The sequence below is a fragment of the Ancylobacter polymorphus genome, from assembly GCF_030813495.1.
In the GTDB taxonomy this organism is placed as follows: domain Bacteria; phylum Pseudomonadota; class Alphaproteobacteria; order Rhizobiales; family Xanthobacteraceae; genus Ancylobacter; species Ancylobacter polymorphus.
Window position 1 is genome coordinate 453,547 of the sequence record NZ_JAUSUI010000003.1, and the last position, 17,709, is coordinate 471,255.

Here is a 17,709-nt window from a genome sequence, read left to right on the forward strand (position 1 = left end):
TCAGGGCAAAGCGGGGGTGTAGACGCTGGCCGGCTCGACCGTGTCGATCAGGCCGTGGCTCTTCATGAACTCGCCGAAGCGGACATAGCGGCCCTCGTCCCGCGCCGCCGGGGCATGGGCGAAGCGGCGCAGCGTGTCGGTCCAGGCGGTGCGGTTCAGCTCGTCGTCGAGCTTCGGATTGGCTTTGACGAACACGCCCCAGGCTTCCTCGGGGTGGTTGAGGATGTAGATTGTGGCTTCTTCCACCGCCGCCAGGAACCGCTTGAGGCGCGGATCGGCGAGCTTGTCCTTGTGGGTGACATAGATCAGCTCGTCGAAAACAGGCACGCCGTGCTCCTCCGGGAAGAAGGCGACGCCTTCCTTGCCTTCCAGCCGGATCTGGGTGAGTTCGAAATTGCGATAGGCGCCGATCACCGCATCGACCTTGCCGGCAATGAGCGCGGGAGAGAGGGCGAAATTGACGTTGATCATGGTGACGTCGGTCGGCTTCAGCCCGGCGCTCGCCAGCATGGTGCCGAGCAGCGCGTCTTCCAGCCCGGCGACGGAATAGCCCACCGTCTTGCCCTTGAGATCGGCGAGCGACTTCACCGGGCCGTCCTTCAGCGCCACCAGCGCGGTGAGCGGGGTGGAGATGAGCGTGCCGAAGCGCACCAGCGGCAGGCCTTCCTTCACCTGCAGATAGAGGCTCGGCTGGTAGCTCACCGCCACATCCGCCTGACCGGCGGCGACGAGGCGCGGCGGGGCGGCGGGATCGGCCGGGGCCACCAGCTCGACATCGAGATCATGGGCTTTGAACAGCCCCTTTTCCTGTGCGATGATCAGCGGCGCGTGGTCGGGGTTCACATACCAGTCGAGCAGGACGGTGAGCTTGTCCGCCGCAGCGGCGGGCGCCAGCGAGAGCGACAGGGCGACGATGAGGCCGCCGGTGCGGGCGGCGAGGTTCTTGAACATGGATCTCCTCCCAGTTGGAGACCCGGCGCGAGCTTTCGGGGGAAATCCGGCGCGGGAGTCACGCACCGCGTGGGGCCCCGCCGTCGCTCCGTCCCTTCGCCGGCATGACCCGGATCAGGTTCAAAGGGTCTGGCTTCTGCCATCTCAGCCCCTTGATCGGTGAGGATCGCGGGACACCCCTCGGACGCGCGCAGGCTAACAGAGCGGCCGGGCAGGGGCAAATGGGGGCGTGCCGGGCAGAGCCGGGCGCAGACAACGGCGTGGCCCTCATGCCCGGGCTTGACCCGGGCACCCAGTGACGGGGGGCGCGGTGAAAGGTCTGGGTCCCCGGGTCAAGCCGGGGATGAGGAAGAGTGGGGAGGAATGAGGGGTGGGCGACGGGCGACCATCTCACTCCCCCCGCCAGCCCTCGGCATAGACGATGCGCTCCACCCCGGCGAAGCGGGCGTGGCGGGTGAGCTCAGTGTCGAGCGCGTCGAGCCGCCCGGCGGAGGCGCGCACGCCCGGCTCCAGCCACAGCCGGCGCACATCGAGCGTGCCGGCCTTGCGGTCCGCCTTCATGTCGAGGCGCCCGACCATGCGGTCGCCTTCCAGGATCGGGAAGACGTAATAGCCATAGACACGCTTTTCCGCCGGCACGAACACCTCGATGCGGTAGGAAAAGCCGAACAGCCGTTCCGCCCGGGCGCGGTCGCGCAGCAGCGGGTCGAACGGGCTCAGCACCCGCAGCCGCGCCGGCGGGGCCGGCAGCGAGGCGAACAGGGCGGCGCTGTCGGCGAAGGCGTGCGAGGCGCGGGGCTTGCCGTCCACCCCCTCGATCAGCACCGGCTCCAGCCGGTCGCGGTTCGTTTCCACCCAGGCTTTCGCCTCGGCCGGCGTGACGAGGTCCCAGAAGGCGGCGATCTCGCCATGGGTGGCAAAGCCGAGCCGCTGCAGCGCCGACGCGCAGGACCAGTCGATGAAGGCGGCCTCATCGACCTCGGCCTCGCGATGCCGGGCGGGGATGACCCGCTCGGTGAGGTCATAGACCTTCTGGAAACCCTCGCGCCCGGCAATGGCCAGCGCGCCGGTGCGCCAGTGATATTCCAGCGCCGTCTTTTCCGGGTGCCAGTTCCACCAGCCGCCGGGCGGGCGCTTCTCGGCCTCGAAATGCCGCGCCATCAGCGGCCCTTCGCGGCGCACCCGTTCCAGCACATGGTCGACATAGGTCTCGAAGCCGTTCTCGTGCCATGAGCGCCAGCGCGCGGCGAGCGTCGCTTTCGCGCGGGCGAAGCGGTGCTTCCAAAAGGGAAAGAAGGTGCTGGGGATGATGGCCGCATCATGCGTCCAGTGCTCGAACAGCGCATGGTCTTTTTCGAGCAGTGCCGTGAGATGCTCCCGCTTATAGCCGGGGTTGCGGGCGAACAGGATGTGATGATGCGCCCGCTCCACCGTGGCGATGCTGTCCACCTGCACGAAACCGATGGCCTCGATCAGTTCCAGCAGCCCGGCCTTGCTCAGCGCCCCGCGCGGGCGGCTGAGGCCCTGGGTGGCGAGGAAGACGCGGCGGGCATCGCTGTTCGAGAGGCGAATCGTCATGGGCTGATCTTAGGACGCGGCAGGCGATGGGAACAGATGGAGTACGAAACGCGCGCGCTCGTGAGCCGCCGGCCGTTGCGGGAGGCGGCGGCGCAAATTACAAAGGGCGGCAACTGCACGCGGAGCGCGGTGCAGGCCGGAAGTGCCGACGGGCATCTCCGGTGAACCGCGCGCGTGCACGTAAGCGTTAACGTCACTCAACGCGCATGATCGAACGGCCTTCGGGACGTGATCGGCGCGACTTTGTCCTGCCGGCGCGTCCATGGCCGGAGAGGACCCGAGATGAACGTTGCCAGCCCCGTTTTCCCCGCCGCCCCCACCCTGACCCGCCACCGCTTCGAGCCGAAGCGGCGCCGCCTCACCGTACTCTCCGTCGAGCGGGTGACTCCCGCTATGCTCCGCCTTGTGCTCGGCGGCGAGGAGCTTGCCGATTTCGTCAGCGCCGCGCCGGACGACCATGTGAAGGTCGCCATCACCCGGCCGGACGGGACGGAGGAGCGGCGCGACTACACGCCCCGGCGCTTCGATGCGGCGCGGCGCGAACTCACCCTCGACTTCGCGCTGCACGAGGCCGGGCCCGCCACGCTTTGGGCGATGGCGGCGCGGCCGGGCGACCGGCTCGACGTGCTCGGGCCGCGCGGCTCCGCCGTGGTCGAGGACGCCGCAGTGGCACGCTGGCTCCTCATCGGCGACGAGACGGCGCTGCCGGCGATTGGCCGGCGCATCGAGGAGGCGGCTGCGGGCGCGCGCCTCACCAGCCTTGTCGCGGTGACGGGCGCCGGCGAGGAGCAGCGTTTCGCCACGGCGGCAACACTCGAACCGCGCTGGATCCATCGCCCGGCCAGTGCGGTGAGCGAGGCCGCACCGTTCATCGCCGAACTTGAGACGATGGATCTGGCGCCGGCCACCTATGTCTGGCTCGCGGCCGAGGCGGCCGTGGCGCGGGCGGTGCGGGCCTATCTGACCGAGCGGCGCGGCGTCCCGGTCGGCTGGATCAAGGCGGCCGGCTACTGGGTGCTGGGCCAGGCCGACGCGCATGAGAAGATGGGGTGAAGCAGTTGAGGCGATACCGCCCGCTCAGGCGGGTGCGTTGCCGGCGTTGGTCTCCGGCGCCCAGGGCAGCAGCCGCGTGAGCCCGCGATCGACCAGCGTGAACAGGATCAGCGCCATGGCGAGCAGCACGGCGAGCGCGGCGAACACCATGTCGGTCTGCATGCGGGCATTGGAATAGATCATGAGATAGCCGAGCCCGGCCGAGGCGCCGACCCATTCGCCCACCACCGCGCCGATGGGGGCGACCGCGGTGGCGACCTTCAGCCCGGAGGCGAGCGCCGGCAGCGCGGCGGGAATGCGGATGAAGCGCAGCGTCGTGAGGATGCCGGCGCCGTTGAGCCGGGCGAGATCGACCAGCCCGGCCTCCGTGCGCGCCAGCCCGTCGTGAAAGGCCGAGGCGACGGGAAAGAAGATGATGAGGCTCGCCATCACGATCTTGGAGGCAAGGCCGAAGCCGAACCAGATGACCAGCAGCGGGGCGATGGCGAAGACCGGCAGTGCCTGCGCCACCAGCAGTACCGGCCGCATGGCGCGGCGGGCGAGCGGCGAGGCCGCCATGGCGAGTGCGCAGGCGATGCCGAGAAGCGAGCCGCAGGCGAGGCCGAGCAGCATCTCGCCCAGCGTGATGCCGGCATTATGGGCGAGGATGCCGGCATTGTCCCACGCTGTCATGCCGATGCGAAGCGGGCCGGGCAGGATGTAGGCGGGGACGGCGAAGAGGCGCACCGCACCTTCCCACAGGCCGAGCAGAACGAGAGTGACGGCGAGCGCGCGCCCGATGGCGGCCATGAGGCAATTTCCTGCATTCGTTGCAGCCCTTATAGCCGCCGCCGGCCAAATGCGCGACGTTTGCGTCCGTGGGGAGAACGCAAGCAGGGCCGGCCGGCGCCCAAAGACTTGACGGCCGTCAATGCGACGACACTTCTTTGAATGCAAAAAAGCCATCACCGAATGCGTGGAGGAAAGCAGATGATCAAGGATATTCTCGTCAGCCTGCGGGTGGCCGACGTTGGGGAAGATGTCGCCGGCGATTATGCGGTCTCTGCCGCCGCCGCGCTGGATGCCCATCTGACGGGCGTGGCCGTGAGCTACGAGATCGATGTGCCGCCGGTCTATACGGAAGCCTTCTCCACCGATTTCATCGAAGCGCAGAGGGCGGAAGCCCAGCGTCTGGCGCGCACCTCCGTGGAACGCTTCGGCGAGGCGGCGCGCTCGCTCGGCCTCACCGGCGAGGTCCGGCTGGTCGACGGCACGCCCGGCGGCGCGGCCGAGCAGATCGGCGTGATGGCCCGCCTTTATGACCTCACCATCGTCAGCCAGGCGGACCCCGACAAGCTCGGCCCGGAGGATGTGGTGACCGAGGCGGTGCTGTTCGATTCGGGCCGGCCGGTGCTGGTGGTGCCGCGCAAGCAGCAGAAGCCGTTCTCGGCCAAGCGCATCATGGTCGCCTGGGACGGCAGCCGCACCTCGGCGCGCGCCGTGGCGGAGGCGCGGGCGCTGCTCGGCCATGCCCATCTGGTCGAGGCGGTGGTGGTCGATACCGGCAAGCCGCTGCGCAAGAAGGGCGTCGACCTGCCGGGCGCCGACCTCGCCCGCCATCTGGCGCGCCACGAGAAGACGGTGGAACTGCGCACGCTGGTGCCGAGCGGCGACGAGAGCATCGCCGACGTGCTGCTGAAGGAAGTGGCGGCGCGCGACATCGACATCGTGGTCATGGGCGGCTACGGCCACTCGCGGCTGCGCGAATTCGTGCTCGGCGGCGTGACCCGCGACATGCTGGAACGGATGACGGTGCCGCTTTTCCTCGCCCATTGAGGCCGGCCGGTACCGGCACGACATCAAGGCCCGGCGTCCGCGCCGGGCTTTTTCGTTTCCGGCCCGCTTTCCTGTTTCCGGGCCGGCCTGGCCGTTGCGCACGCATGGCGGCCGGGCCGCCGATCTCGATATGTGAAGGGACAGGCCCGCCGGATGACGTTACCTGTGCGCCATGGGGCCGAACGGAGCCCGGAGGAAACACCATGAAAAGGCTGCTCGCGACCACGCTGGCGTTGCTCGCCACCGTCAACCTGTCTCTCGCCTGCACGGCGGTCGACATCGTCGCCAAGGACGGCACGGTCATTGCCGGGCGCACCATGGAATGGGCCTATGACATGAAGTGGCAGCTGGTGAGCCAGCCCAAGGGCACCGAGATCACGCTGGTCGCCCCCGCCGCGCTGAATCTGCCCGCCCACAAGGTGGCGACGAAATATGCGGTGGTCGGCGTCAATGCCGGCATCATCCCCGGCGGGGCGCTGCTCGACGGGCAGAACTCCGAAGGCCTGTCGATGAGCGGCAATTTCCTGCCGGGCTTCACCCAGTACCAGACGGTGACGAAAGACGACAAACAGTACCAGACCGTGCTGACCTTCGGCTCCTGGGCGCTGGGCAGCTTCGCCACTGTCGCCGACCTGCGCGCGGCGCTGCCGGCGATGAAGGTGTGGGCGGATGCCACGCTGCCGAGCGGCCCGACGCCGCCGACCATTCATTTCGTCTTCGTCGACCGCAGCGGCGCCGGCATGGTGGTGGAATATGTCGGCGGCGAGTTGCGCATCCACGACAATGTCGCCCACGTGCTGACCAATGCGCCGACCTATGACTGGCACCTCAACAATGTCCGCAACTATCTCAGCCTGAGCACGGTGGGCGTGCCTGCCCGCGAGATCGGCACGACGAATGTCACCGAACTCGGCCAGGGCGGCGGGCTGATCGGGCTTCCCGGCGACTACACGCCGCCCTCGCGTTTTGTCCGCGCCACTCTGCTGCGGCACGGCGTGGTGCCGCCCCAGGATGCCGGCGAGGCGGCGCAGGCGGTCGCCCATATTCTCAACAATGTCGATATCCCGCTCGGCATCGCCCAGTCCCGGCTGCCGGACGGCTCGACGGTCTCCGATTACACCCAGTGGGTGGTGGTGAAGGACCTGACGCATAACCGGCTGATGATCGCCGATTACGCCAACCGGCTGAACTATCTCACCATCGACCTCGCCCCGCTGTTCGCGCAGACGACGCCGGCGGCGCGGCTGGTGACCGAGCTGCCCTACCCGAAGACGAGCGCCGGCGCCGAGGTGCTGGCACCCTGAGACCGGGCCGGCCGGTTCTCGCCCGGCTGGCCGGCGGCTTGCATGGCGCTTGTCCCCCCGTGAGGAGACCGCGCCGATGCTCTCCATGCCGCCGCCCACGCCGTCGCGCCCGATTCCGCCGTCCCAGCCGCTGACCGCCGAGAGGGTGCGCGCCGCCGAGGCGTTCGCCCTCGCCTATGCCCGCAAAAGGGGCGGGCGGGTGCGCGTGCGGCCGGATGTGTGGCTGGAATTGCGGGCGGCCGGGGCGGACATGTCGCTCTATATCTGCGACACGCGCTGAATCGCCGGCGGATGGCGCGCGCCGATCAACTGCGCCCGAGCGCGGCCTTGAACTCGTCCGGCAGCAGCACATTTTCGGACGCCTGCGCGAACATCGGCGCGATGTCGGCCGGGGTGTAGCCGGCGAGGCCGCAGCCGATGGGCGTGAGCTGGAAGCTGAGATCCGGCCGCGCGGCGGCGAATTTCAGAAAGCGGCGGACATATTTCTGGATGTCGGCCAGCGGCAGCGTCTCGATGTCCCAGTCTTTGGTCGGAATGGCAAACGCGGTGCCGGTAAGGCCGAAGCCGACGCCCCATTCCGCGCCCCGGTTGTCATGCGCCCAGCGCGCCGCCCCGCCCGCATGGATGCCGGCGAGATTCGAGCCGAAGACGAAGATCGGGTTGCGCCCCATGAAGCCATTCCTTGCCCTTGCCGCTGCTGCCGAGCGCAGGCCCGGCGCGCCAGGGCACCGGCGATAAGCGAGGAAAATGACCGGGGCAAGGATGTTTCTGGTACAGCTGGGTGGGCTCGAACCACCGACCTCCGGTTCCACAGACCGGCGCTCTAACCAACTGAGCTACAGCTGCGTGCCAGAACGGCGCGGAACCTACTTTGGCGGCCGGCGCTTTGCAAGGCCGCCGCGCATGCTTCCGCAAAGGAGGTGGACAACCTTTTCCCGCCAGCCGCCCAAGGCAGGTGCTGAAGGCCGTCGCGTGGCACGCTTCCTGTATCATCGGCGGCTGAATTCAGGACGGAGGCGGCGATGCGGACAGAGGCGGACGGCGAGGACAGGGCAGCCTGCGGGGCGCTGCTCGATGCGGGGCTCGCCATGGCGCGGCTGCCGCTGGAGCCGCAATTGCGGCCGCGCGTGCTGATGCATCTGGAAACCGCCACGGCGATGGCGGCGCTGGTGATGGAATTCCCGCTGCCCGACGAGGCCGAGCCCGCGCCGGTGTACCGGCCATGAGCGCGCCCATGTCCCCCGATGCCGCCGCCGCGACGCTGCTCGCCGGACCCGCCACCGACCTCGCCGCCGCCGTGCGCGAGGGGCGGGTGAGCGCGCGCGCGGTCACGCAGGCGGCGCTGGCGCGGATCGACGCGGTCGATCCCGTGCTGAACGCCTTTACCGATGTGACGCGCGACCGCGCGCTTGCCGAGGCCGAGGCGCTCGATGCCGCCCGGGTGCGCGGGGAGACGCTGGGGCCACTCGCCGGCGTGCCGTTCGCAGCCAAGAACCTATTCGATCTCAAGGGCCTGCCGACGCGGGCCGGGGCGAAGATCAACCGCGACCGGGCGCCTGCCGCGCGCGACGCGACGCTGGTGGAACGCATGAACGCCGCCGGGGCGGTGTGCCTCGGCGGGCTCAATATGGGCGAATATGCCTATGACTTCACCGGCGAGAACCGGCATGACGGGCGCTCGGCCAATCCGCATGACCCGGCGCACATGTCCGGCGGCTCCTCCGGCGGCTCGGGTTCCGCGGTCGGCGGCAAGTTGGTGCCGCTGGCGCTCGGCTCCGACACCAATGGCTCGATCCGGGTGCCGTCCTCCTTCTGCGGCATTTTCGGGCTGAAGCCGACCTATGGAAGGCTGTCGCGGGCGCGCAGCTTTCCCTTTGTCGCCAGCCTCGACCATCTCGGCCCCTTCGCCCGCCATGTCGGCGACCTCGCCGCGACCTATGACGCGTTGCAGGGCCCGGATACCGAGGACCCGGCGCTGGCCGACGCGCCCTTGGCGCCCACGCTTTCCACCCTTGATTCGCCCGGCGATCTCAAGGTCGCGGTGCTCGGCGGCTGGTTCGCCCGGCAGGGAACGCCGCAGGCCTATGCGGCGGTGGCCCGCGCGGCGAAGGCGCTGGGCGCGACGCGTACGGTGGAGTTGCCGGAGGTGGAGCGGGCGCGGGCGGCGGCCTATCTCATCTCCATGGCGGAAGGGGCGGCGCTGCATGAGGGGCGGCTGCGCGCGCGCCCGCACGATTTCGACCCGGCGGTGCGCGAGCGCCTGCTGGCCGGGGCGGTGCTGCCGGCGATATGGATCGCACGGGCGCAGATCTTCCGCCGCTGGTTCCGCGAGCGGGCGCTGGAGCTGTTCGCCGATTGCGACGTGCTGATCGCGCCCTCGACCCCCGTGCCCGCGCCGCGCGGCGGCCAGACGACCTTCGTGCTCGACGGGCGGGAAATGCTGGTGCGGCCGAATATCGGCATCTACACGCAACCCATCTCCTTCATCGGCCTGCCCGTCGCCGCGGCGCCGATCCCGACCGACGACCCGCTGCCCATCGGCGTGCAGCTCATCGCGGCCCCCTGGCGGGAGGACAAGGCGCTGCAGGCGGCGCGGGTGCTGGAACGGGCGGGCGTCGCCCTCGCGCCGGAACCGGTGCTGTAGGTCTCAGTCTCAGTCGCGGCGGAAGGCGATATTGGCGATGAAGCCGACGGTGAGCGCCATCAGCGCGGTGGCGAGGCCGTAGAGCCAGGGATAATCCTGCGCGGTGATGGCCACCGTCTGCTCGAAATCGACCTTCGCCACTTCCAGCGGCAGCGTCCCCTGACCGGCGAGGGCGCCGCCGTTGAAGGTCTTCACCACCACCTCATAGGCGCCGATGGGGGCGGTGCCGGGAATGGGAATGGTGGCGCGAAACACGTTCGGGGCGATGAACTCCACCCCGGCCGGGCGCTCGAAATACAGCCCCTGCGCCTGTTTCACCCGCAGAAAAGCCTGCCGGAACGGGTCTTGCGGCACCACATCGGCATAGTCCGAACCGATGCGCTGCAGCAGCCGGTTATTGTCCAGCCCCGCCTGTTCCCAGCGCAGCGTCTCCGCATCGGCCATGTCAGCCGGCGGGCGGTTGGCCAGCACGGCGAGATAGGAAGGGGCGGCGAGGAAGCTGCGGCCGTCCACATTCACCCACAGGCCGAAGCGCCGCTCCTTGCGCCAGGTGGTGAAGCTCTCGCGGGGGCCCCGCACGGTGACGACGACATCGGGCGAAGCGGACGGCGCCACCACGCCGGGATCGATGACGCCGAACAGCACCAGCGTGTCGCCGGTGAAGTTCGAGGTGATGGTGACGCGGGCCTTGGACAGCGACAGCACCAGTTCCGCCCGCGCCGGCGTGCCGGCGAGGAGCAGCAGGAGGGCGAGAAGCGATGCGGCCATCCCCCTCATCGTGCCGCCTCGTCGATCGAGACGGCGTAGAGGTCCGCCGGGGTGACGATCTGGTCCACCGCCACGCGCAGGCCGACGGCGAGCACCAGCAGGCCGAGCAGCAGGCGCAGCTTTTCCGCCCGCATCGCCTGCCCGGCGCGGGCGCCGAACTGCGCCCCGATGGTGCCGCCGACCATCAGCACCAGGCCAAGCACCGCATCGACCGTCTGGTTCAGCACGGCGTGCATGAGGATGGCGGCGGTCATCGTCACGAGCGTCAGCATGAGCGCCGTGGCGATGGAGGTCAGCGTCGGCACGCGCAGGAGATAGATCAGCGCCGGCACGAGCAGGAAGCCGCCGCCAATGCCCATCAGCGCGCCGAGAAAGCCGATGGCGAAGCCGATCGTCACCACGGGAATGACCGAGACATAGATGCGCGACTGGCGGAAGCGCATCTTCAACGGCATGCGCAGAAACCAGGGATGCGCCCCCGGCCGCTTCACCTGCGCCTTCTCGCCCCGCCATTCGCGCAGCAGGGCGCGCAGGCTTTCCGCCACCATCAGCGAGCCGATGGTGCCGAGCAGGACGATATAGGTGACGGCGATGACGAGATCGAGCTGGCCGAGCTGGCGCAGCAGCATGAAGCTGACGACGCCGGCCAGCGTGCCGGTGAGGCCGCCGGCCAGCAGCACAAGCCCCAGGCGGACATCCACCAACCCCCGTCGCAAATAGGTGAGCGTGCCGGAAAAGGACGAGGCGGCCATGTGGGTGGAGACGCTCGCCACCGCCACGGCCGGCGGCACGCCGAGGAAAATGAGCAGCGGCGTCATCAGGAACCCGCCGCCGACGCCGAACATGCCGGAGATAAAGCCGACCGCGATCCCCAGCGCCAGAAGCGTGAAGATGTTCACCGGCAGTTCCGCTATCGGCAGATAGATCGTCACGGGCAGATCCGGCAGCGTCGGGGCCTCACCGAGCCCATGGACAGCCCATAGCAGGATTCGGCCGGCAAGGGTTTAACGCCGGTGCGAACCGGGCGGCGGCCATCGGGGCGGGTAGGGCGGTTCTGTAATACATTATGCGCGATAATGCTTGGTTTCTTCTTGAGGCAACTGTAGTATCGGGCTGTTGAACTGGCTTGCTTGGTAAAAATTTTTGGCCGCGAAGGTCATTTCAGGCCAGATGGGCCAGTATTGCTGACTTAACGTTCAGTGAGGTCGTGCTAGCGTGCCGCGGCAACGGACCCGAACGAGGTCCGGCATCCTAGGAGGAACCCCATGTCTCTTTTCCGGCGCGGTTCGCGGACCGCGGCGCTGCTCGCCACCACCATGTTCGCGGGCGCGGTGATGCTGTCGGCTTCGGCCCAGGCCCAGTCGACCGACAACATGCAGAAGCTCTCGAATTTCCAGCAGACCGGCGCCTCCATGGAAATGGAAACGGTGCCGCAGACCGGCCCGCGCGTCGATGCGTTCAACAAGACGCTGGCCGGCATCAAGCTGCCGGACGGCTTCAAGATTTCGCTCTATGCCATCGTGCCGGACGCGCGCGAGATGGCGGTGGGGCCGACCACCGGCGTCGTCTTCGTCGGCACCCGCAAGTCGAAAGTATGGGCGGTGACCGACCGCGACAAGGACCGCGTCGCCGACGAGGTGAAGGTCTTCGCACCCTCCATCCAGTTCAAGCTGCCGAACGGCGTGTGCTTCTCCAAGGACGGCTTCCTGTTCGTCGCCGAACAAAACCGCGTCCTGCTCTTCCCCGCCGCCGAATTCTTCTATGAAGGGCCGGATGTCGCGGCATTCGAGGTGGTGAAGCAGGGCGATCTCATTCCGGCCGCCGAGGAATCCTACAACCACACCGCCCGCGTCTGCCGCATCGGGCCGGATGACAAGCTCTACATCACGCTCGGCCAGCCCTTCAACGTCTTCGCGCCGGAGAAATACGACCTGTACAAGAAGACGGGCATTGGCGGCATCGTGCGGATGGACCGCGACGGCAAGAACCGCGAAGTCTATGCGTGGGGTATCCGCAATTCGGTGGGCATGGACTTCAACCCGAAGGACAAGACCCTCTGGTTCACCGACAACCAGGTTGACGGCATGGGTGACACCATTCCGCCGGGCGAACTGAATCGCGCAATCAAGCCCGGCCAGACCTTCGGCTTCCCCTATTTCGGCGGCGGCAATGTCCGCACCGTCGAATATAAGGACCAGACGCCGCCGGCCGATTCCGTGCCGCCCGAAGTCGAGATGGAAGCGCATGCCGCCGATCTCGGCATGACCTTCTACACCGGCAAGCAGTTCCCGGCGAAATATAAGGGCGGGATCTTCTCGGTCCAGCACGGCTCGTGGAACCGCACCGATCCGGTCGGGGCGCGGGTGATGTTCACCACGCTGAACGAGGACGGCACCGCCGCCAAGACCGAGCCCTTCGCCGAGGGCTGGCTGGTCGATGGGGAATATCTCGGCCGTCCGGCCTCCGTGGCGCAGCTGAACGACGGCTCGCTGCTGGTGGCGGACGATACGTCGGGCGCGATCTACCGCATCTCCTACGAGAAGTAAGCGGCCGTGCCTCATCGCCCCTGCGCCGGGAGACGGGCGCGGGGGCCCTTTCTCTTGCCGGGAATCGTCAATGAAACGCATGTTTTGCGTGCCGCTGCTGATGGCGGCGGCACTCGGCGTTACCCCCGCTTTGGCGCAGGACGCCAAGGCGGGGCGCGCCAAGGCTTCGGCCCAATGCGCGGTCTGTCACGGCATGGACGGCATCGCCCAATTGCCGACGGCGGCCAATCTTGCGGGACAGCAGGAAGTCTATCTCGTCAAGGCGCTGGAGGATTTCCGCGCCGGCCGCCGCGTCAACGAGATGATGACGGTGGTGTCCAAGGACCTGACCGACGCCGACATCGCCAATCTCGCGGCGTGGTACGGCTCGATCAAGATCACCGTGCAACTGCCGGCGCGTTGAGCGTCGGGTCGACCCCGGGGCGGATGCCGCGCGCGAGCGTTTTCGAGCGAAGTGGATACCGGTTCGCGTGAAGAAAACGCGAAGAACAAGGAATAAGATCATTTCACTGTTTCCGTGAAACAGTGAAATGATCTGAGCGGTGTCCGCCCTTTCTTTCCCCGTCGCTCAGGCGCGCAGGCGGCTCTGCCGGAACTGCGCCAGCAGCGCGACGAGCAGTGCTTCCAGCCCTCGCGCCAGCTGCGGCAACGCGAGCCGGCCGGGACGCGGCAGCGGCACATGCACGAACACCGCAAGCCGCGGGCCGCCATCGGCGCGACGGCCGGCGCGCGCCCAGCCATAGGCGCGGAAGGTCAGCGCGTTGCAGACATAGCGGCCGGCATGGCGGGAGAGATGGGCGGGGACGCCGGCCGCGCGCAGCGCCGCCAGCAGCGGGGCCGGGCGGGCGGTCAGCGCCCGTTGCGCCGGTGCGCCGGGCTCCAGCACGCCCGAGGCCGGACGGCAGCCGGCGGCATCGGGAAACGCGCCCGTCGCCTTGCGGCCGACGATTTCGATCGAGACAAGCCGGCGCCGGGCGGCGACGCCCAGCATCAGCACAATATCCGGCTGGGTTCGTGCGAGCAGGGCGGGGAAGCCGGCGGCCTCGTCCCAGCGGGTGGCGAGCAGGAGCAACTCGGTCGCGGCGCCCGCGGCCGGACGGCTGCGCGCGAGGCGGCGGGCCAGCTTGGCGGACGGATTGGCCGGCATGCCGGGAAAGCGGCCGAAGCCTGTGACCAGCAGGCGCGGGAGAGCCGGAGCCTTCGCCCGTCCGGCGCGCATCAGGCCGCGCGCGCCTCCAGCGCCCGCGCCAGGGCGCCCTCGAGATCGGCCAGCTGGAACGGCTTGTTCAGCACCGGGCATTTGCGCCAGGCCGCGTCGATGGCGCTGTCATTATAGCCGGTGGAGAAAACGATCGGGATGCCGTGACGGGCGATCGCCTCGGCAATGTCGTAGCTGTGGCGCGTGCCGAGATTGAGGTCGAGCATGGCGACATCGATCTCTTCATGGCGCGCGGCGACGAAGTTCAACGCATCGTCGAAGCGCGATTCATTGCCGACGACGGTGGCGCCCAGTTCCTCAAGCATGCCCTCGATCATCATTGCGACGAGCGTCTCGTCCTCGACCACGAAGACGCGCTGGCCCGACAGCGTGGGCTGATCCTGCATGATGATGTATCACTCCTTCTGGTCGGGCTTGCCTGTCCGGTGCCGACCAGCAACCGTCGCCATTTTGAATATTCTTCCCTCATTTCGGCTTTTTTGCGAGTCCGGCCTTACAGTTCCGGCCAGCCGAACAGATCGGCGATCTTCGCGGCGCCGAGCGTGGGGGACAGTGCGCCCGCCGCCACGGCCTGTTCGATCGCCGGAAGTTGCGCCCGCAGCGCCGGGGCGCGGCGAAGCGCCTCGCGCACCCGCTCGTCGAACAGGGTCCACATCCATTTCACCTGCTGGCCGCTGCGGCGCGCAGAAAAGGCCCCCGCCTGCGTCGCGCGATCGCGATGCGACACCACCGTCGCCCACAACGCATCTATCCCCTCGCCGGTAAGGCCGGAATAGGTGAGCACCGGCACCGACCAGAACGGTTCGCGCCCACCCAGCACATGCAGCGCCGCGCGGTACTCCCCCGCCGCCGCCTTGGCACGGGCGAGATTGGCGCCGTCCGCCTTGTTGACGGCGACGATATCGGCCAGTTCGATGATGCCCTTCTTGATGCCCTGCAATTCATCGCCGGCGCCGGGCAGCATGAGCACGAGAAAGGTGTCGGTCATGTCAGCCACCGCGGTTTCCGACTGGCCGACGCCGACCGTCTCCACCAGCACCACGTCATAGCCCGCCGCCTCGCACAGCAGCAGGGTCTCGCGGGTGCGCGCCGCGACCCCGCCGAGCGTTCCTCCGGCCGGGGAGGGGCGGATGAAGGCGCGCTCCTCCAGCGACAGGCGGGCCATGCGCGTCTTGTCGCCGAGGATGGAGCCGCCGGTGCGGGTGGAGGAGGGGTCCACCGCCAGCACCGCCACCCGGTGCCCCCGGGCGATGAGATGGCTGCCGAGCGAATCGATGGTGGTCGACTTGCCGACCCCCGGCACGCCGGTGATGCCGAGGCGCAGGGCGCGCCCGGTCTGCGGCAGCAGCGCCTGCAACAGCTCGCCCGCCAGCGCGCGATGCGCCGGCTTGCGCGATTCCACCAGCGTGATCGCCCGCGCGAGCGTGGCGCGGTGGCCGGAACGGACACCCTCAATGAGCGCGTCGAGTGCGGGCAGCGGGGCGGCGTGCGTCACCTCAGGAATGGGCGAACTCCCAATAGAGTTCGCGGGCGCGGCGATAGACCGGGCCGGGCTGGAGGTCGCGGTCCTCGATCCGCGTTACCGGCGTCACCTTGGAATAATTGCCGGTCGAGAAGATTTCGTCCGCCTCCAGGAAGTCGCGCCAGGTGAGCGCGGATTCCACCACCTCGATGCCTGCCTCCCGCAGCAGATTCGCCGTGCGGGTGCGGGTGATGCCGGCGAGGAAGGTGCCGTTCGGCGCCGGAGTGAAGGCCACCCCGTCCTTGGCGAGGAAGACATTGGCGGTGGCGAGCTCGGCGACATTGCCCAGCATGTCGCACAGCACCGCATTGTCGAAGCCGCGCGCATGCGCCTCGACCAGCGCGCGGGCGTTGTTGGGGTAGAGGCAGCCGGCCTTGGCGTCGGTGACGGCGCATTCGATGGTCGGCCGGCGGTAGCGCGACAGGGTGATCGCCGTGCCGTGGTCGGGGCTCGGTATGCCGGCCTCATAGAGGCTGAGGCACCAGCGGGTGGATTCCGGGTCGGCATCCACCGTCCGCGCGCCGGGATATTCGGCCCAGTACATCGGGCGGATATAGAGCGCGGCGCCGGGCGCGAAGCGCTTCACGCCCTGATGCGCCAGCTCGACCCATTTCTCCACCGAGACGAGCGGTTTCAGCCCCATCGCGAGCGCCGAGCGGTTGACCCGCGCGCAGTGCAGGTCGAGGTCCGGCGTCACCCCCTCAAAGGCGCGGGCGCCGTCGAACACCGAGGTGCCGAGCCAGGTGGCATGGCTGCGTACGCCCAGGATCGGGATATTGCCCTCCTGCCAGGTGCCGTTGAAGAAGGTCCAGGTCTGCGTCCAGTGATGCGACATGTCCGCTACTCCGCCAGCGCCGCGAGAATGCGGACCCAGCTGCGAATGCCCTTGTGGAAGGAGGTGAGGTCGTATTTCTCGTTCGGCGAATGGATGCGGTCATCGTCCAGCGCGAAGCCGACCAGCAGCGTGTCCTGCCCCAGCACCTTCTTGAACTGGCCGACCACGGGGATGGAGCCGCCCTCGCCATAGGTGACGGCCGGCGCGCCCCATTCCTCGCCCAGCGCGCTCGCGGCCTTGGCGAGCAGCGGGTTGTCATGGGCGACGGCCACGGCGCGGTTGCCCTCGCCGCCGAGGAATTCCACCGTGCAGTCCGGCGGCAGCTTGGAGCGGATATAGGCGCGCACGCAGTCGCGGACATGGGCGGGGTACTGGTCCGCCACCAGCCGGCAGGTGATCTTGGCGGTGGCGATGGACGGGATGACGGTCTTGGCGCCCTCGCCGATATAGCCACCCCACATGCCGTTGACCTCGAAGGTCGGGCGGGTCGAGACCATCTCGATCAGCAGCCGGTCCTTCTCGCCGATGGGATGGGAGAGGCCGACGGGGCCGAGGAAGTTCTCCGTCGTCAGGTCGAGCTTCGCCCAGGAATCACGCATGTGGTCGGACGGCTCGACCACGTCGTCATAGAAGCCGGGAATGGTGATGCGCCCGTCCGGGCCATGGACGCCGGCGATGATCTTGGAAATGACATGCAGCGGGTTGGCGGCGGCGCCGCCATAATAGCCGGAATGCAGGTCGCGGTCGGCGCAGCGCACGACGAACTCGTCATGCATCAGCCCGCGCAGCGAGAGGATGATGGCGGGCGTCTGCGCGTCCCACATGCCGGTGTCGCAGACGAGGGCGAGATCGGTTTTCAGCTCGTTCTTATGCGCTTCCAGGAACGGGCCGATATTGGCCGAGCCGCTCTCCTCCTCGCCTTCGATGACGATGGCCACATCGACCGGCAGGCGGCCGATGGTGCTGATATAGGCGCGGCAGGCCTCGACAAAGGTCATCACCTGGCCCTTGTCGTCGGAGGAGCCCCGGGCGACGATCCGCTTCACGCCCTCCGCATTTTCGACAATGCGCGGCTCGAAGGGCGGGCTGTCCCACAAGTCCAGCGGATCGACCGGCTGCACGTCGTAATGGCCGTAGAACAGCACCCGCCGTTCCGCGCCCCCGGACGACGTGCCGGTGACGATGGGATGGCCGGGCGTGTCGTTGAGCTTGGCGACGAGGCCGAGCGTGGCGAGGTCGTCCGCCAGCCACTGGCCGGCGCGGCGGCAATCGGCGGCATAGGCGCGGTCGGTGGAAATGGAGGGGATGCGCAGGAAGTCGAACAGACGCGCGAGCGAGGCGTCGAGATCGGCATCGACGGCCGCGAGCACGCGGTCGAGGTCTGTCCTGGAGAGAGCGGCCATGGCCGGGAGTCCTTGTCGTTTCAAAGAGGCCTTTCCGCCTCATCCCCGGGCTTGACCCGGGGACCCAGACA

General features: G+C 68.6%; 19 protein-coding genes, 1 tRNA gene and 1 riboswitch. Of the genes, 8 read left to right on the forward strand and 12 right to left on the reverse strand.

Annotated elements, in window-relative coordinates:
* Both J2S75_RS09385 and J2S75_RS09390 read right to left on the reverse strand, forming a co-directional pair.
* Positions 1–951: an ABC transporter substrate-binding protein gene (locus J2S75_RS09385; protein WP_307019569.1), complete on the reverse strand. Its 951-nt coding sequence runs from the start codon at positions 949–951 to the stop codon at positions 1–3.
* A 74-nt stretch (positions 952–1,025) separates the two neighbouring features.
* Positions 1,026–1,142: riboswitch (TPP riboswitch) on the reverse strand.
* A 199-nt stretch (positions 1,143–1,341) separates the two neighbouring features.
* Positions 1,342–2,529 carry a winged helix-turn-helix domain-containing protein gene (locus J2S75_RS09390; protein WP_307019571.1) on the reverse strand — a complete coding sequence of 396 codons (1,188 nt, stop codon included), beginning with the start codon at positions 2,527–2,529 and terminating at the stop codon, positions 1,342–1,344.
* 282 nt (positions 2,530–2,811) lie between these two features.
* Here J2S75_RS09390 and J2S75_RS09395 point away from each other — a divergent pair, with 282 nt between their 5' ends.
* Positions 2,812–3,582: a siderophore-interacting protein gene (locus tag J2S75_RS09395; protein ID WP_307019572.1), complete on the forward strand. Its 771-nt coding sequence runs from the start codon at positions 2,812–2,814 to the stop codon at positions 3,580–3,582.
* A gap of 24 nt (positions 3,583–3,606) precedes the next feature.
* Here J2S75_RS09395 and J2S75_RS09400 read toward each other — a convergent pair whose 3' ends face one another.
* The gene (locus J2S75_RS09400; RefSeq protein WP_307019574.1) at positions 3,607–4,371 is read right to left on the reverse strand and encodes an ABC transporter permease; all 765 of its coding nucleotides are present in this window, start codon (positions 4,369–4,371) and stop codon (positions 3,607–3,609) included.
* Positions 4,372–4,551: 180 nt separating this feature from the next.
* On the opposite strand from J2S75_RS09400, the gene J2S75_RS09405 reads away from it, so the two are divergent.
* The 3 genes from J2S75_RS09405 to J2S75_RS09415 all read left to right on the forward strand — a co-directional run bounded on the left by J2S75_RS09405 (position 4,552) and on the right by J2S75_RS09415 (position 6,981).
* Positions 4,552–5,397 (forward strand): universal stress protein, encoded by an 846-nt coding sequence (locus J2S75_RS09405; protein ID WP_307019575.1) that lies wholly within the window; start codon positions 4,552–4,554, stop codon positions 5,395–5,397.
* Between the two features lie 203 nt (positions 5,398–5,600).
* Positions 5,601–6,701 (forward strand): choloylglycine hydrolase family protein, encoded by a 1,101-nt coding sequence (locus tag J2S75_RS09410; protein ID WP_307019576.1) that lies wholly within the window; start codon positions 5,601–5,603, stop codon positions 6,699–6,701.
* A gap of 76 nt (positions 6,702–6,777) precedes the next feature.
* Positions 6,778–6,981 carry a hypothetical protein gene (locus J2S75_RS09415; protein ID WP_307019577.1) on the forward strand — a complete coding sequence of 68 codons (204 nt, stop codon included), beginning with the start codon at positions 6,778–6,780 and terminating at the stop codon, positions 6,979–6,981.
* 25 nt (positions 6,982–7,006) lie between these two features.
* On the opposite strand, the gene J2S75_RS09420 is transcribed toward J2S75_RS09415, so the two are convergent.
* Together J2S75_RS09420 and J2S75_RS09425 are read right to left on the reverse strand one after the other, a co-directional pair.
* Positions 7,007–7,372: an A1S_2505 family phage non-structural protein gene (locus tag J2S75_RS09420; RefSeq protein ID WP_307019578.1), complete on the reverse strand. Its 366-nt coding sequence runs from the start codon at positions 7,370–7,372 to the stop codon at positions 7,007–7,009.
* A 98-nt stretch (positions 7,373–7,470) separates the two neighbouring features.
* Positions 7,471–7,547, reverse strand: a tRNA-His gene (locus tag J2S75_RS09425).
* Positions 7,548–7,723: 176 nt separating this feature from the next.
* Between J2S75_RS09425 and J2S75_RS09430 the strand changes: the two genes are divergently transcribed.
* Both J2S75_RS09430 and J2S75_RS09435 read left to right on the forward strand, forming a co-directional pair.
* On the forward strand, positions 7,724–7,927 hold the full coding sequence (locus J2S75_RS09430) for a DUF4089 domain-containing protein (protein ID WP_307019579.1): 204 nt from the start codon (positions 7,724–7,726) through the stop codon (positions 7,925–7,927).
* A gap of 8 nt (positions 7,928–7,935) precedes the next feature.
* Positions 7,936–9,345 carry an AtzE family amidohydrolase gene (locus tag J2S75_RS09435; RefSeq protein ID WP_307019580.1) on the forward strand — a complete coding sequence of 470 codons (1,410 nt, stop codon included), beginning with the start codon at positions 7,936–7,938 and terminating at the stop codon, positions 9,343–9,345.
* A gap of 9 nt (positions 9,346–9,354) precedes the next feature.
* Here J2S75_RS09435 and J2S75_RS09440 read toward each other — a convergent pair whose 3' ends face one another.
* Together J2S75_RS09440 and J2S75_RS09445 are read right to left on the reverse strand one after the other, a co-directional pair.
* On the reverse strand, positions 9,355–10,122 hold the full coding sequence (locus tag J2S75_RS09440; RefSeq protein ID WP_307019581.1) for a TIGR02186 family protein: 768 nt from the start codon (positions 10,120–10,122) through the stop codon (positions 9,355–9,357).
* Positions 10,119–11,045: a sulfite exporter TauE/SafE family protein gene (locus J2S75_RS09445; protein WP_307019582.1), complete on the reverse strand. Its 927-nt coding sequence runs from the start codon at positions 11,043–11,045 to the stop codon at positions 10,119–10,121. Before J2S75_RS09445 ends, J2S75_RS09440 begins: the two co-directional genes overlap by 4 nt.
* 333 nt (positions 11,046–11,378) lie before the next feature.
* On the opposite strand from J2S75_RS09445, the gene J2S75_RS09450 reads away from it, so the two are divergent.
* Both J2S75_RS09450 and J2S75_RS09455 read left to right on the forward strand, forming a co-directional pair.
* Positions 11,379–12,659, forward strand: coding sequence for a PQQ-dependent sugar dehydrogenase (locus J2S75_RS09450; protein ID WP_307019584.1), 1,281 nt, complete (start codon positions 11,379–11,381; stop codon positions 12,657–12,659).
* Between the two features lie 70 nt (positions 12,660–12,729).
* Complete coding sequence (locus J2S75_RS09455; protein WP_307019585.1) at positions 12,730–13,062, forward strand: c-type cytochrome; 333 nt, start codon at positions 12,730–12,732, stop codon at positions 13,060–13,062.
* A gap of 165 nt (positions 13,063–13,227) precedes the next feature.
* Here J2S75_RS09455 and J2S75_RS09460 read toward each other — a convergent pair whose 3' ends face one another.
* The 5 genes from J2S75_RS09460 to J2S75_RS09480 form a co-directional block, all read right to left on the reverse strand.
* Positions 13,228–13,878 carry a pyroglutamyl-peptidase I gene (locus J2S75_RS09460; RefSeq protein ID WP_307019587.1) on the reverse strand — a complete coding sequence of 217 codons (651 nt, stop codon included), beginning with the start codon at positions 13,876–13,878 and terminating at the stop codon, positions 13,228–13,230.
* Positions 13,878–14,264 carry a response regulator gene (locus J2S75_RS09465; protein WP_307019588.1) on the reverse strand — a complete coding sequence of 129 codons (387 nt, stop codon included), beginning with the start codon at positions 14,262–14,264 and terminating at the stop codon, positions 13,878–13,880. The genes J2S75_RS09460 and J2S75_RS09465 overlap by 1 nt, the downstream gene beginning before the upstream one ends.
* 107 nt (positions 14,265–14,371) lie before the next feature.
* Positions 14,372–15,373, reverse strand: coding sequence for a methylmalonyl Co-A mutase-associated GTPase MeaB (gene meaB, locus J2S75_RS09470; RefSeq protein ID WP_307019589.1), 1,002 nt, complete (start codon positions 15,371–15,373; stop codon positions 14,372–14,374).
* A gap of 1 nt (position 15,374) precedes the next feature.
* Entirely contained in the window at positions 15,375–16,235 is an 861-nt protein-coding gene (locus tag J2S75_RS09475; protein ID WP_307019590.1) for a branched-chain amino acid aminotransferase, read from the reverse strand.
* 5 nt (positions 16,236–16,240) lie between these two features.
* Positions 16,241–17,638, reverse strand: a complete 1,398-nt coding sequence (locus tag J2S75_RS09480) for a dipeptidase (protein WP_307019591.1) — start codon at positions 17,636–17,638, stop codon at positions 16,241–16,243.
* Positions 17,639–17,709: the final 71 nt, after the last annotated feature.